Below are 13,987 nucleotides of genomic sequence, written 5' to 3' on the forward strand. Positions count from 1 at the left end.
CGGCCCCGGGACTAGGTTGCGCCCATGGCTGACTTCTCCGAGAGCGAATGGGAGCACCGGCGGATCTCCGTCGGCGAGCTCGAGCTGCACGTGGTCCTGGCCGGACCCGAGGAGGGGCCGCTGGTGGTGCTCCTCCATGGCTTCCCGGAGCTCTGGTACGCCTGGCGCCTGCAGATCGGGCCGCTGGCCGCCGCGGGATACCGGGTGGCGGTGCCCGACCTGCGCGGCTACGGCGAGTCGGACAAGCCGGAGGGCGTCGAGGCCTACTCCCGCCCCCGCCTGACCGCGGACGTCGCCGAGTTGATCGCGGCGTTGGGGTACGAGCGGGCCCACGTGGTCGGCCACGACTGGGGCGGGGCGGTGGCCTGGATGGTGGCGATGTACCGGCCGGAGGTGGTCGAGCGGCTGGTGATCCTGAACGCGCCGCACCCGCGCGCCTTCGCGAAGCATCTGCGCCGGCCCGGCCAGCTGGCGCGCTCCTGGTACATGTTCTTCTTCCAGCTGCCCTGGCTCCCCGAGGCGCTGATCCGCGCGGGCGACTACCGCCTGATCCGCCGGGTGCTGCACGACGAGGCTCGGCGTCCGGGCGGGTTCAGCGAGGCGGATGTGGAGCGCTACGTCGAGGCGGCAGCTCGCCCCGGGGCGCTGACCGCCTCGATCAACTACTACCGCTCGGCCATCCGCGACTCGTGGCGATCGATCTTCCGCCCGCCGCGCCCGGAGAGCGGCGACCGGCGGGATCGCACGGTGCGCGCGCCGACCCTGGTGATCTGGGGCGAGCAGGACAGCTTCCTCACCCCGCCGGTCGCGGACCCGGGCACCCGCTGGGTGCCCGATCTGCGCGTCGAGCGGCTACCCTCCGCCGCCCACTGGGTGCAGGTGGACGAGCCGGAGCGGGTCAACGCCCTCCTGCTCGAGCACCTCGGCGGCTGAGCCTCAATGCAACCCGATGTCGGCGACCTGGGGGTGCACCAGGCGCTCGAAGTCGGGGAAGGAGAGCACGATCGCCTCGTGGTGGGTGCCGCCCTCGAAGACGAAGGCGGCGTCGGTCACCAGCCCCGAGTCGACGACCACCGGCAGGCCGTAGACGTTGCCGAAGGGCGGCATCGCGCCGGTCTCGCAGTCCGGGAAGCTGCGATCGATCTCCTTCTCGGAGGCGAGCTCGACGATGCTCGCGCCCAGCACCATGCGCAGGGCGGAGAGATCGAGTCGGGTGTTGGCGCTCACCGCCGCGAGGACCGGCCGGCCGTCGGCCTTGACCAGGACGGTCTTGGCCATCATCCGGCCAGGGACGTGGAGCGCGTGGGCGACCTCGGGAGCGGTGAACTCCTCGGGGTGCGAGAGCACGTGGTAGTGGACCGCGTGCTCGTCGAGATAGTTCCGGAGCTTCCTTGCGATGGCCATGGTACGGATCCCCCGGCGGCCGACCTACAAGGTTCGTCCTCGCAGCCTCTCGACCGCTCGCCCCCAATATGCTTCCGGGGGCTGCGCGTGGCAGATCTCCCCGGTAGCCTCCCCTAGTCCGTGCCCTGCTCCAGGAGGTCGAAGATCTTCGGCCGGTCCGGCTCCCCGTCGAGGTAGGCGGCCTCCTCCAGGCGGCCGATCCTGCCGATGCCGCGCACCAGCACCTTGCCGTTGTCGGGGTAGACGCAGACCTCCTCGGGCTCCCGGTTGCCGATGGCCAGGTAGACCAGATCCTCATCGAAGGGGTTGGCCAGCTGGTGGGCGGTCTTGGTGCCGGCCGGGCAGGAGATGCAGTCTCCCGGGCCCACCTGCCGGAGCTGGTCTCCGTAGCGGAAGATCCCCCGCCCCGAGAGGATGTAGAACACCTCGTCCTCCAGCTGGTGGTAGTGGAAGGGGACGGTGGCCCGGCCCGGGGGGCAGACGGTGCGATTCACCCCCAGCTTGCCGCCCAGCGGCCGCATGGCAGGCGTCAGGGCCCGGTAGGACCCCCCCCAGTGCTCCCCGAAGAGGTGCTCCTGATCCTCGGCGTCGTCGACATTGAGAACCAGGGGCAGATCGTCAGACTTGCTCATGCCCCCGAGAATAAAACGGGAGGCGGCCGGAAGTCGCCGGCAATTGCCGGGAGGGCCGGTCTTCTGGCAGGTTCGCCTTCGCCATGCGCTCCGAGGTCCACCGGCTGAAGGTCAACGGAGAGGAGCGGGAGGTCACCGTCGCCGGCGACACCCCTCTGCTCTGGGTGCTGCGAGAGCAGCTGGGGCTGACCGGCACCAAGTTCGGCTGCGGTGAGCAGCTCTGCGGAGCCTGCACCGTCCTCATCGACGGCGCCGCCGAGCGCGCCTGCGGCACCAGCGTCGCCGACGCGGTGGGGAGCGAGATCCTCACCATCGAGGGGCTGAAGCAGGGAGGGGTCCTCCATCCGGTGCAGCAGGCCTGGCTCGACGAGCGCGTCTCCCAGTGTGGCTACTGCCAGCCCGGACAGATCCTGGCGGTGGTGGCGCTCCTCGGGGAGAGCCCGCGCCCCACCGACCGGGAGATCGATCTGGCCCTCGAGGGGAACCTCTGCCGCTGCGGCACCTACCCGCGCATCCGCCGCGGGGTCCACCGGGCCGCCGCGCTCCTGGCCGGAGAGGAGCCCACGTGAGCCTCACCCGCCGAGAGTTCCTGGGCAGCAGCGCGGCGGCGGGCGCCGGGCTGGTGATCGCCGCCCAGCTGCCGGCTTGCGGCGCGGGGCGCCGGCCGCCCCTCGACGCCGACCTGCCGGCCGGGACCTTTACCCCCAACGCCTGGCTGCGCCTCACCCCCGACGGCCGCATCCGCTTCTACCTGAGCCCGGTGGAGATCGGGCAGGGCACCCAGACCGGGCACGCCCAGCTCGTCGCCGAGGAGCTCGAGGTGGCGCCCGAGGCCGTGGAGGTCGTCCCCGCGCCCCCCGATCCGGCCTTCGCCAACCCCCTGATGGGGATGCAGGTCACGGGGGGAAGCACCGGCATCTCCTCCTTCCACGAGGCCGTCCGGGCGGCGGCGGCCCAGGCGCGCCTCTGTCTGCTCACCGCAGCATCCCGGCGCCTCGGGATCCCGCTCGAGCAGTGCCGCGCCCGGGACGGGCGGGTGCACCACCCGGGCGGCGAGAGCATCGCCTACGGCGAGCTGGTCGAGGCGGCCGCCCGCCTGCGGGTCGCCGCGCCGGAGCTGAAGCCCTCCGGAGCGTTCCGCGTGATCGGCAAGTCCGTGCCCCGCCTGGATTCGCCGGCGAAGCTCGAGGGGTCGGCGGTCTACGGCCTCGATGTCCAGCTGCCCGGTCTGCTCACGGCGGTCGTGATCCGGGCGCCCGAGCTCGGGGCGAGCCTGCGGGCGCACCGGACCCGCGAGGCCCGCGCCATGCCCGGCGTGGTGGCCGTCTTCCCGATCTCCCGCGGCATGGCCGTGGTGGCGAAGGGGTACTGGCAGGCACGGCAGGCCGCGAAGAAGGTCGAGCTGCGCTGGCACCGGCGCCACGAGCCCCCCCTCGACGATCGCGAGATCCGGCGGACCTACCGGGAGCTGGTCGAGACGCCCGGCAAGGTCGTCCACCGGAAGGGCAAGGTGGAGGAGGCCCTCGCGGGCGCCGCAACCGAGCTCGAGGCGGTCTACGAGCTGCCCTACCTCGCGCACGCCACGCTCGAGCCGCAGAACGCCACGGCCTGGGTGCGGGAGGGACGCTGCGAGGCCTGGGTGCCGACCCAGTCGGTGAGCATCGCCCGGCAGGTCGCCGCCGACGCCGCCGGGCTCCCCCTCGAGGACGTGACGATCCACACGACCTGGGTGGGTGGAGGCTTCGGCCGCCGCGCGAACCAGGACTTCCTCGCCGAGGCGGTCGAGATCTCCGCGCGTCTGCAGCGGCCGGTGAAGGTGATCTTCAGCCGGGAGGAGGACACGGCGGTCGACTACTACCGGCCGGCCTACGTCCACCGGGTCCGCGCCGGGATCGACGGCGAGGGGAAGATCGTCGGCTGGCACCACCGGCTGGCGGGGCAGTCGATCCTCGCCCAGGTCATCCAGGACTTCGCCGGCTCGGCCATGCCCGGCTGGCTGCCGGCCCGGGCGAAGCACTTCCTGGGCGAGGTCGCCGGGAACGCCCTGAAGCGCTCCGACCCCACCTCCTTCGAGGGCACCGAGGATCCCCCCTACGCCCTCGGGGCGCATCAGGTGGAGTACCACTGGCAGGACCCCGAGGTGCCGGTGGGCTTCTGGCGCTCGGTGGGTCACTCCTCCTCGGCCTTCGCGGTCGAGTCGATGATCGACGAGCTCGCCCACGCCGCCGGAAGCGATCCCCTCACCTATCGCCGTACGCTCCTCGCCGGAAAGGACGACGACCTGAAGGTGCTGGAGACGGCCGCCGAGGCCGCCGACTTTGGAGAGGCGCTCCCCGCGGGACACGGCCGTGGCCTGGCGATCCACCGGAGCTTCGGGACGATCGTGGCGGTCGTGATCGAGGTCTCGGTGCGCGGGGAGCGGGTGAAGCTCGAGCGCCTCGTCTGCGCCTTCGACTGCGGTCTGGCGGTGAACCCCGACCAGGTCCTGGCCCAGCTTGAGGGCAGCATGGTCTTCGGGCTCTCGGCCGCGCTCTTCCAGGAGATCACCCTGCGCGAGGGGCGGGTGCAGCAGGGGAACTTCGACAGCTTCGAGCTCCTGACCTTCGACGCGACGCCGCCAATGGAGGTGATCCGGGTGCCCAGCGATCGTCCCCCCCAGGGGGTGGGCGAGCCCGGGGTGCCGCCGGTGGCGCCCGCCCTCGCCGGGGCGATCTTCGCCGCCACCGGCAAGCGCCTGCGGCGCTTGCCCCTGCTGCCGGAGCTGAAGCGGCAGCGCTGAGCGGTCGGCCTCGCTCTCCCCTCTAGCTGGCGTCGAGGGTGCTGCGCACCCGCTCGGCCAGCTCTGCCAGGGAGAAGGGCTTGTGCAGCAGGCGGACCCCCGGGTGCAGGATCCCGTTCTCGGCGATCACGTCGGCGGTGTAGCCCGAGAGGTAGATCGTCCGCACCCCGGGCCTCTCCTCCGTGATGGCCTGGGAGAGCGCCCGGCCGTTGAGCCCGGGCATCACGACGTCGGTGATGAGGAGCTGGAACTCGAGGGAGGTGTCGCGGGAGAAGGCGAGGGCCTCCCGGGGATCCGCGAAGCCGTGCACCACGTAGCCGAGGCCCTCGAGCATCCGCCGGGCGACGTCCAGGATGTGGGGCTCGTCCTCCACCAGCACGATCGCCTCGCTCCCCTTGCGCACCACGACCGGTGCGGGGGCCTCCGCCCGGGCGGGGACCCCCACGTGGCGGCGCAGGTAGATCCGGAAGGTCGTCCCGAGGCCGGGCTCGCTGTAGAGGTTCAGGAAGCCCTCGTTCTGCCGGACGATGCCGTAGACCGTCGCGAGCCCCAGCCCGGTCCCCTTACCCTCACTCTTCGTGCTGAAGTAGGGCTCGAAGACCTGGGCCTTCACCGCGGGGGTCATCCCGGCGCCGGTGTCGCTCACCGCCAGCATGATGTAGCGGCCGGGGGCTGGCCCGGCCGACCAGGCGGGAACGGCCTCTGGCGCCTCCTCGAAGTCGCGGGCGCCGAGCTCGATCGAGATCTTTCCGTGCCCCTCGATGGCGTCGCGGGCGTTCACGCAGAGGTTGGACAGGACCTGATCGATCTGGCTGGGATCGATCAGCACCCGGGCGGGCTCGTCCATCGGGTGAAAGGAGAGGTCGACGTTCTCTCCGATGAGGCGCCGCATCATCTTCAGCAGATCGGCGACCTTCTCGTTGAGGTCGATCACCTGCGGTTCGGCGGCCTGCCGGCGGGCGAAGGCGAGGAGCTGGTGGGTGAGCGCCGCCGAGTGGCCCGCCGTCTCGATCAGCTGGTTGAGGTCGGCCTCGAGCTCGGGGCTCATCCCCTCCTCCTGTCCGCGCAGGAGGGCGAGGTCGGCGGTGCCCATGATGACGCTGAGCATGTTGTTGAAGTCGTGCGCCACCCCACCCGCGAGGCGGCCGACCGACTCCATCTTCTGCGCCTGCTGCAGCCTCTCCTTCGCCTGATCGCGCTCCTCCAGGAGGCGCTTCAGCTCGGCCGCCTGGGCCTCGCGTTCCTCGTAGTGCCGGGCGTTCCTCGCGGCGAGGGCGGTGATGTTCGCCAGGGAGCGCGAGAGATCGACCATGAGGGCAGAGACGCGCGTCGGCTCACCGACGGAGCCCGCCATGAACACCCCGACCACCTCGTCGTCGGCGATCATCGGGATCACCACGAGCGTCCGCAGGTCCCGCTGCTCGGCGGCCGCGCGCTCGGCGGGGGTGGAGGCCGTGGCCTGGAAGTCCTGGACGAGGAGGGGCGAGCGCGACCAGACGGCCTGCTCGATCGTGGGGTGATCCTGGCGCCGGGCGATCCGCAGGTGCTCGGGAAAGTCCGGCGGCAGCGGCGGGGTCGTCGCCATCAGGTGGAGCTGCTCACCCTCCAGGAGATAGATCGCCGAGGTGTCGAGGCCGACGAGGCTGGTGATCCCGTCGACCGCGGTCTGGGTCACCTGCTCGAGGTCCAGGGTGGCGCAGACCTGGTGACCGACCTCGACGATGACCGAGAGGCCCCGGCTGCGCTCGCGCAGCGTCGCCTCGTCTCCCGCACCTTCGGGCGGGCCGTGTCCGCCACCCCGTCTCACGCTACCCCCATCTCCCGGCGCCCCAGAGGCCGACGCAGAGGCCTTCGATTCTAGAGAGGCGAAGGGGCTGGGTCCAGACTCCCCTCCTGGAGAGCGGCGAGCCAGGCGCGCAGCGCCTCGGCGATCTCCACCGCCTGGCTCTTCTGCAGGTTGTGGCCGCCTGCTCCGAAGACCAGGCGAGGCCCCTCGGGCAGGGCGGCGTCGAGCTCCTCGAAGATCTCGGCCTCGATGAAGGGGTCGTCACCCGCCCAGGCCGTGAGGGTCGGGGCGGTGAGCCCCCGCACCATCCCGGCGATGGACTCGAAGGAGACCGCCGCCACGCTGGTGGCCAGGTGGATCAGGCTCTCGTCGGTGTAGTGGCCCCGGAAGCCGGCGCTGCCGAGGCCCCGGCGATAGAAGCGGCGCAGGGGCCAGCCCAGCAGCGGGGTCCGCAGGCCCAGGGCGAAGGCGCCGGGCATCGGGAGGCTGCGGAAGAGGCGGTGAGGTCGCAGGCCCACCGAGGCGAGGAGCGCCAGGGCGGGGAAGCGCTCCGGCCAACGCTGCGCCGCGGCGAGGGCGACGGGGCCTCCCATGGAGTGGCCCAGGATGCAGGCCCGCTCGATCTCCAGGGCATCGAGGAGCTCGGGGAGGAAGGCGGCCCGGCCCTCGATGGTGGCAAGGGGCGCGGAGGCGATCGGGGTGCCGCCGAAGCCCGCGAGATCGACCCGCACGAAGCGCAGGTGGGGCTCGAGGGCGGCGCCCAGCCAGCGGAAGTCCCGCACCGTGCCGGGCAGCCCGTGGAGAGCCAGCACCGGCAGCGCGCCCTCCGGGGACTCGCCGCGGTCGGTGAGGCTCACCGGGCCGCAGGAGAGCGAGAGCACGCGCGGCTCGGGATCGGAGGGACGCTCAGGGTGCATGATCGAAGGGGCTCTCCCGCGCGGGACGGCGGGAGGCCGGCCCTCAGGGCGTGAGGAAGCGGCCCCGGATGACGAAGTCGGGGTTCGCGCCGTCCTGCCAGGTGAGGAAGAAGCGGCCGCCGCCCAGGGCGATCAGGCTCAGGGGGTAGGGGGCGGCGTTGGTGGTGCCCACCTCGCCGGCCCCGGAGAGGGTGCCGTCGCTGGCGACCCGGACGAAGTGGACCTCGTTCGAGAGGCCGCCGAGGTTGCGGTACCAGGCGACCATCGCGCCGGTCTCGTCGGCGGCGACCACCGGCGAGTGATCCGTGCCCGGGTCGCCCAGGTTGATCAAGAGCCCGCCGGGCAGGCGGAGCCGCGGCTGGTTCATGCCGGCGTAGGCGAGCCAGGTCTCGCTGCCGTGGCTGGCGAGGGAGGGGTGAGTCCCACCCGCGCTGCCGCCGATGGGGGTGGCCGCGGCCGGGGCGCCGGCGCCCTCGGCCAGGCTGGAGGTGGTGACGCCCGTGCTGCCGCCCCCATCGTCCCAGGCCACCTGGAGGGTCCGGGCGCCGTCGAGGCTCACCGTCGGGTTCACCTGCCCGATCGCGGGCCGGAGGTCCCAGTCCCAGCTCTCGCCCACCAGCGAGGCGTCCGCGTCGAGGTGCTGTCCGTAGGCCTGGAAGGCGGTGGCGTCGGCGTGGCCCCAGGCGCCCACCAGGGTGAAGCCTCCCTGCGCGCGCGGGGCGATCTGCGGCATCCAGGCGTTCTGCTCGTTGACCACGCCGCCGCGCCGGGCCGCCAGCTCGGTGGGGCCGGTCAGCGCCGCTCCCTCGGCGTCGTAGAGGCGGAAGTGCGTGTCGAGGTTGTAGGGGGCGGTCTGGTTGTCCGACTGCCAGGCGACGAGCACCCGCTCACCGCTCCCGACGATGGCGGGATCGAGCTGGTTGATGGTGTCGTCCGCGCTCACCGCCCAGGGCTCGCCGATGGGCGCCCCGTCGCAGGAGAGGCGCAGGGCCTGGATGGAGAAGTTGCCGCCCTCGCTGGGGTGAGAGTAGGCGACCCAGATCTCCTGGTTGGCGAAGGCCGCCGCCGCGTGGATCTGGGTGAGGGGGCCGAGGGTGTCGAGGGCCAGGTTCTCGGTGGGTGGGGTGAGGTCGGCGCAGGGGGTGTGGTTCGTGCCGCCGTCGCCTCCACCGTCCCGGCCGTCGTCGTCGGCGGGGGTGCCGCAGGCCAGGCTCAGCGCGAGGAGGGGCAGGAGGAGGGCGAGGTGAGCAGCGGGCTTCTTCATCGCCGCCTCGAATAGCCGATCGGCCCCCTCCTTGGCGAGGGACCCCGCCCGGCGGCTACTCGGATCCGGGCGGGTCGAGGGAGGAGAGGACGGCCTCTCGCAGGCCCCGCAGCTCTCCCTCGAGGAGGACGCCCGGGGCGGCCCCCTCGCTCTCGCGGGTCTCGTAGGTGAGCTCGAGCCCCTCGCCGGCGAGGGCCTCCTTCAGGCCGGCGGCGCCGAGCTCCATCAGCTCATCCCAGCCGAAGGGGTCGGCGCTGCAGCGCAGCTCCAGGTGGAGGCGCAGGGTGTCGGCGTCGATGAGGTCGATGAAGCCCTCGAGGCGCTGGCACTCGCCGAGGGCGGCGCCCCCGGCGGAGGGCTGCGGGTCGCCCTCGAGCGCAGCGAGGGCCAGCGAGCGGATCAGGGGGACGTCGAGGCGCAGCACCCCGGTGGCGTCTCCCGGGCCGCGCAGCGCCGCCAGCGCCTGACCCAGCTCCGAGCCGCGCGCGCCTGCCTCGCCAGCCGCGTCGAGGTGATCGAGGCTCCGCTTCAGAGGCTCGAGCCCGGTGGCCATCAGGATGCTGCCCCCCAAGAGGCTGAAGGCGCCGTCGGGCCCGTCGAGGATCGTACGGCCCCGGTGCTCGACGAACTCCTCCTTCGCGCTGCCCTCCTCGAGGGCCGAGATCCAGTCCAGGCTGCGGGCGTACATCCGGGGCAGGTGGTCGAGGTTGATTGCGCCGACCACCGTGGGCTCGCCCTCCTCGCCCTCCTCTCCGGGGTGGAGCACGACGATCCCCTCGATGGGGAAGAGCCAGCCGAGCTGCTGCCGGTTGGAGCTGTTGCCGGCCTGCTGGAGGAAGCGCAGGGGCGCGGGCAGCCCGGCGCGCTCCGCGCTCTCCCGCTGGGCGGCCGCGAGGGCGTCGAAGAAGGTGTCGACCACCGCCTCCACGCCCGGGTCCTCGAGGTTCGCCTCGACGAACAGCACCCCGATGGCCTCGTCGTCCACCAGGGAGGCGAGCTCGATCTGCCCGGGGGTGGTGGCCAGGTAGAGCGCCGCCCCGCCCGCGAGGAGGCAGCTGCCGAAGAAGAAGACCCCCGCCACGATGGCGCAGCCCAGCAGCACCCGGGTGGCGCCGCTGCGGCCTCGCGTGAGCGAGGGGCGGGGAGGAGAGGCGGCGGTGCTCATCGAGGCCGAGCTTATGATGGTTGCGCCGCCGGAGCCTCCTGCTAACCTGCGGTGGTCTTGGGAGCGCAGGATTCCAACCGTCACCTCGTCTTCCGGGCGGGCAACGCCTGGGCCGCCGTGCCCGTGCCCGCGGTCCTCGAGATCCGGGCGCTGCCCGAGTACACACCCCTGCCCGGGCAGCCGCGCTTCATGCGTGGCCTGATCGTCGTCGACGAGAAGATCGTGCCGGTGATCGAGCTGGGCGAGGCGCTGGGCCTCGAGGCCGAGGAGACCGAGTCCAAGGTCCGCCGCGGGCGCCTGGTCGTCCTCGGCCAGGAGAAGCGGCGGATGGGGATCCACACCTCCCGGGTGCTGGGCTTCGTCGATCTGCGGGAGGAGGAGCGGGCCGGGGTCGAGGTCCTCGCCGGGCCGATCGCCGCCATCGCCGAGGAGGCCTACATGGCCCTCGACGGCTGGGTCGCGGTCTCCACCTTCGACAAGCTCTTCGGGCACGTCCGCGGGCTCATCACCCGCTGATCCGGGACCGGTTGCCCGGCGCCCCGCCTCAGAGGAGGAGGGCCGCGGCGGCGGAGGCCGCCAGGGGAACGGTCAGGTTGTCGTCCAGCGGGCCGGAGTAGAGCTCGGCCAGGGCGCCGGCGAGGGCGGCGCCGACGCTCATCCGCAGGATCACCCAGCCGCCCAGCTCGGGGGCCACCAGGGAGAGGAGGAGCACGCCGAAGACGAGGGAGGCGCCGACGAAGGCCAGGCTGCCCTCGAGGGTCTTCTCCCCGAAGAGGCGCCGGCGTCCGAAGTGCTTGCCCACCAGCGAGGCCGCCGGATCCCCCAGGGCCAGGACCAGCACGCCCAGCTCGACGGCGGGCCTCGGCAGCCAGACGACGCCGACCAGGAGGGCGCCCACGTACCAGACGGCCGAGGGGACGTGGAGGTGCTCGTGCGGCCGCGAGATGGCGCCGAAGAGCCGCTCGACCATCTTCTCGTTCACGACCGGTGAGATGCGCCGACCCAGATCCAACAGGATGAAGGCGAAGAAGATCGCCGCGGCCAGCCCGGCGACCACCAGCCGCTGCCCGAGCAGCTCGTAGATGGCGATGCCGATGAGGCCGCTGCTGATGTGGAAGAGGTTCCGGGCGTAGTTGCGCGGCTTGAGCCGGGCCAGCCGGCGGCCGGCGGGCAGCGCGAGCTCGGCGTTCTTCGCCTCGAGGTGGAGGGCCTCGTAGGTGTGCGCCAGGGCGCGCCAGCGCGCGCGCAGCTCGGCGGCGCGGGGCACGGAGCTCTCGAGCTCCCGGCCCAGGGCGGCGAGCTCGGCCGCGGCGGCATGGAAGTGCGACGAGAGCTCACCGGCCGAGGCCTCGGCGACCTGGCGCAGCCGCTCGGTGAGACGGGTGGCCTGCTCCGAGAGGCCCTCGGGGAGCCGGGCCCGCCGGAAGCGGGTGCCCAGGGACTCGGTGAGGGCCACGAAGTCGTGCAGGTCGCAGATGGAGAGCGAGAGGGCGTATTCGGGCGACATCGCCCACCCTGACTACCACCCGCGGACCCGCCCCCCGGGTCATGGTTCGGTCAGGATTACCGTCCGTGAACCAGCTTGCGCTCCCCCTGGGGGAAGTGGACGGTCATCTTGGTGCCCTGGACGCTCTGGACGACGCCCTCCCCGAAGGAGGGGTGGACGACGCGATCGCCCGGCGCGAAGCGCTCCTTCGGGTGGTAGCCGCGTGCCGGGCGCCCGGGATCGGCCGTGACGGGGGGCGCCTTCGCCGCCGCGCTCTTGCGCGTGGTGACCCCGCCGCGAGGCGCCTTCGCCGCGCTCGCCCCGGCGCCGCCGGGCCGCTTCAGGCGGTGTACCCCACCACACTGCTTGCACTGCACCTTGGCGATCTTGTCGTCCTTCTTGGACACCACCACGTGCCAGACGTCGCCGCACTTGCGGCAGATGGACTCGATGTCGGCTCCGATCGCCTCGCTCATGCGGCCACCCTATCCTGCTTCGCTCCGGGGAGGGCTGCGTCGAGGGTGAGAATCGACCGGAGCGTTCCGGCGCAGCGGTGCACCCAAAACGAGTCAGCGCCGGGCACCGGAGGGGGAGAGCGGGCCGATCCCGGGCAGATCCGCGCTGGCACGCCCCTCGCAGAACCGTGAGGCGACCACGAGAGAGGAGGTCGGGATGAGCACGGCAAAGGCAACGGTGATCGCCCACCCCGCGGCGGTCCGCGAGGTCACCGGCTGGCGGAGAGGCCGGCCGATCGAGGATCCGGAGAAGATGAAGCGCTGGGGCTGGGTGACGGCCCGCCCCTCCGAGTTCCTGGTGCACTGCCGGCGGGGCCGGGTGCTGGAGGACTCGAGCGGCCAGGGCGCGACCTGCTTCAAGTGGCCCATGGACTCGGTGGCGGTGGTGCCGACCTCCCTGCAGCGCGTGCAGTTCACCGCCGATCAGGTGACCCGGGAGAAGGTCGGGGTGGCGGTCACCGGCCTCGCGGTCTACCGGATCGCGAACCCCCTGCTCGCCTTCCGGCTGCTCAACTTCTCCTTCCCGGAGCGGGCGCAGGAGAAGCTCGACGAGGTGCTGGTGGAGATGCTCATCGGCGCCTGCCGCCGCCTCATCGCCAACCTCGAGGTCGAGGCCTGCCTCACCCAGCGCAAGTCCGCCCTGGCCGAGCGCCTCCTCCAGGAGATCGCGCCGGTGGTCGGCGGCAGCGGCCGGGCGCGGGACGCCAGCGACCAGGGCTGGGGGGTGGTCGTCGACACCATCGAGATCCAGGAGGTGCGTGTCCTCTCCGACTCGGTCTTCGAGGCCATGCAGGCGCCCTATCGCTCGCGCATCGATCGGGAGGCCCGGGAGGCGCGGGCCGAGGCCGCCCAGCTGGCCACGCTGCGCGAGGCCGAGGCCCAGCAGCGGATGCAGGAGGCCCGCCTCGAGGGCGAGGCCGCGGTCCGGACCCGGCAGGCCGAGCTCGCCCGGGAGGCGGCCGAGCGCAAGATGCAGGACGCCATCCGGGAGAAGGAGCGGCTGGTGCAGGAGGCGGCCGCCGAGGTCGCTGCCCACGAGACGCGGATGCAGGCGGCGGCGGTGCGCGCCGAGCTCGAGACGAGCGAGGCCCGGGGCCGTCACCTCCTGCGCCAGGAGGAGGCGAGGCTGCTGCGCTTCGAGCGCCTCCTCCACGCCGAGGGAGAGCTGAAGCTGGCCGAGATCCGGCGCCTCGACGCCGAGTCCGACGCCCGCCGGACCCTGGCCGAGAACCTCCCCGAGCTGGCGCAGGCCGTCGGGGCGCGCTTCGGCGAGGTGAAGATCACCCAGATCGGCGGCGGGGAGAGCCCCTTCGCCTCCATCGCCCAGGCGGTGGCCTCCCTCCTCGAGCTGGCCCGGGAGGGCTGAGGCTCGCCTCCGTCCCCGGCCTGCCTGTAGATTGCCAGGGTGGGCCGGGAGAGAGGGAGAGCCTGGAAGCTCGTCGGTGCGCCGCTGCTGATCACGCTGCTCTGCACACCGGGTGGCGTGCGCGCCGAGGAGCCCGGCCGCGAGGGCCAGGGCTCCGGCGACGCCACCGAGGCCTCGGTGGGAGAGGGGGACGCTCCCTGGATGCCCCTCTTCGAGCTCTCCCTGGCGGACACGCAGTTCTTCGCCGGTGGCGCGGTCCCCGACGAGCTCGAGCAGATCGTCCCGACCTCGGCCGCGCTCTTCCTCGGGGAGCTCTTCCTCACCTACCGGTGGCGGCTGCTCACCTTCTTCCACCTCCCCCTCACGCCGGAGCGCAGCATCGTCGAGGGCGAGCTCGTCACGACCTACTCGCCGCCGGCGATCGCCGCGGGGCTCTCCTACGCCCCCTGGTGGAAGGACTTCCGGGAGAAGCGGCGCCTCGAGCTGCAGGTGGCGCTGGTGGGCGGCGTCTTCCTGCGCAAGGAGCCACGCTACTTCCCGATGACGGCGGTGCGGCTCTACCTGCTGCACGCGGAGGACATGGGCATCTACCTGGGGATGGCCTACGCCTTCGCCCCCGGCACCTTCGGCCTGATCTACGGCTTCGGCTACCGGTTCTGAACTCGCGGCGCAT

At 72.7% G+C, this 13,987-nt stretch carries 14 protein-coding genes; 6 read left to right on the plus strand and 8 right to left on the minus strand.

Features of this window, described 5'->3' with window-relative positions:
- The first annotated feature begins 24 nt into the window (after window positions 1-24).
- Entirely contained in the window at window positions 25-933 is a 909-nt protein-coding gene (locus tag P1V51_06980) for an alpha/beta fold hydrolase (protein ID MDF1562768.1), read from the plus strand.
- Window positions 934-936: 3 nt separating this feature from the next.
- On the opposite strand, the gene P1V51_06985 is transcribed toward P1V51_06980, so the two are convergent.
- Window positions 937-1,404, minus strand: a complete 468-nt coding sequence (locus P1V51_06985; protein ID MDF1562769.1) for a YbaK/EbsC family protein — start codon at window positions 1,402-1,404, stop codon at window positions 937-939.
- A gap of 113 nt (window positions 1,405-1,517) precedes the next feature.
- On the minus strand, window positions 1,518-2,036 hold the full coding sequence (locus P1V51_06990; protein MDF1562770.1) for a cupin domain-containing protein: 519 nt from the start codon (window positions 2,034-2,036) through the stop codon (window positions 1,518-1,520).
- Window positions 2,037-2,119: 83 nt separating this feature from the next.
- Here P1V51_06990 and P1V51_06995 point away from each other — a divergent pair, with 83 nt between their 5' ends.
- Together P1V51_06995 and P1V51_07000 are read left to right on the plus strand one after the other, a co-directional pair.
- Window positions 2,120-2,605, plus strand: a complete 486-nt coding sequence (locus tag P1V51_06995; protein ID MDF1562771.1) for a (2Fe-2S)-binding protein — start codon at window positions 2,120-2,122, stop codon at window positions 2,603-2,605.
- Window positions 2,602-4,815, plus strand: a complete 2,214-nt coding sequence (locus tag P1V51_07000; GenBank protein ID MDF1562772.1) for a molybdopterin-dependent oxidoreductase — start codon at window positions 2,602-2,604, stop codon at window positions 4,813-4,815. Before P1V51_06995 ends, P1V51_07000 begins: the two co-directional genes overlap by 4 nt.
- Window positions 4,816-4,837: 22 nt before the next feature.
- On the opposite strand, the gene P1V51_07005 is transcribed toward P1V51_07000, so the two are convergent.
- From P1V51_07005 to P1V51_07020, 4 genes are read right to left on the minus strand one after another with little or no spacing between them, the layout of a single operon-like run.
- The gene (locus P1V51_07005; protein MDF1562773.1) at window positions 4,838-6,622 is read right to left on the minus strand and encodes an ATP-binding protein; all 1,785 of its coding nucleotides are present in this window, start codon (window positions 6,620-6,622) and stop codon (window positions 4,838-4,840) included.
- Window positions 6,623-6,672: 50 nt separating this feature from the next.
- Complete coding sequence (locus P1V51_07010) at window positions 6,673-7,518, minus strand: alpha/beta hydrolase (GenBank protein MDF1562774.1); 846 nt, start codon at window positions 7,516-7,518, stop codon at window positions 6,673-6,675.
- A gap of 43 nt (window positions 7,519-7,561) precedes the next feature.
- Complete coding sequence (locus P1V51_07015) at window positions 7,562-8,782, minus strand: hypothetical protein (protein ID MDF1562775.1); 1,221 nt, start codon at window positions 8,780-8,782, stop codon at window positions 7,562-7,564.
- 55 nt (window positions 8,783-8,837) lie between these two features.
- Complete coding sequence (locus P1V51_07020) at window positions 8,838-9,947, minus strand: hypothetical protein (protein ID MDF1562776.1); 1,110 nt, start codon at window positions 9,945-9,947, stop codon at window positions 8,838-8,840.
- 57 nt (window positions 9,948-10,004) lie between these two features.
- Here P1V51_07020 and P1V51_07025 point away from each other — a divergent pair, with 57 nt between their 5' ends.
- Window positions 10,005-10,463: a chemotaxis protein CheW gene (locus P1V51_07025; protein MDF1562777.1), complete on the plus strand. Its 459-nt coding sequence runs from the start codon at window positions 10,005-10,007 to the stop codon at window positions 10,461-10,463.
- A 28-nt stretch (window positions 10,464-10,491) separates the two neighbouring features.
- Here P1V51_07025 and P1V51_07030 read toward each other — a convergent pair whose 3' ends face one another.
- Together P1V51_07030 and P1V51_07035 are read right to left on the minus strand one after the other, a co-directional pair.
- Window positions 10,492-11,454, minus strand: coding sequence for an SEC59/DGK1/VTE5 family protein (locus tag P1V51_07030; GenBank protein ID MDF1562778.1), 963 nt, complete (start codon window positions 11,452-11,454; stop codon window positions 10,492-10,494).
- 56 nt (window positions 11,455-11,510) lie between these two features.
- The gene (locus P1V51_07035) at window positions 11,511-11,909 is read right to left on the minus strand and encodes a DUF3553 domain-containing protein (GenBank protein ID MDF1562779.1); all 399 of its coding nucleotides are present in this window, start codon (window positions 11,907-11,909) and stop codon (window positions 11,511-11,513) included.
- A gap of 196 nt (window positions 11,910-12,105) precedes the next feature.
- On the opposite strand from P1V51_07035, the gene P1V51_07040 reads away from it, so the two are divergent.
- Both P1V51_07040 and P1V51_07045 read left to right on the plus strand, forming a co-directional pair.
- On the plus strand, window positions 12,106-13,314 hold the full coding sequence (locus P1V51_07040; GenBank protein MDF1562780.1) for an SPFH domain-containing protein: 1,209 nt from the start codon (window positions 12,106-12,108) through the stop codon (window positions 13,312-13,314).
- 39 nt (window positions 13,315-13,353) lie between these two features.
- A complete protein-coding gene (locus P1V51_07045; GenBank protein MDF1562781.1) occupies window positions 13,354-13,974 on the plus strand; it encodes a hypothetical protein in 621 nt (206 codons plus the stop codon).
- The last annotated feature ends 13 nt before the right edge of the window (window positions 13,975-13,987 follow it).

The sequence above is a fragment of the Deltaproteobacteria bacterium genome, from assembly GCA_029210625.1.
In the GTDB taxonomy this organism is placed as follows: domain Bacteria; phylum Myxococcota; class Myxococcia; order SLRQ01; family SLRQ01; genus JARGFU01.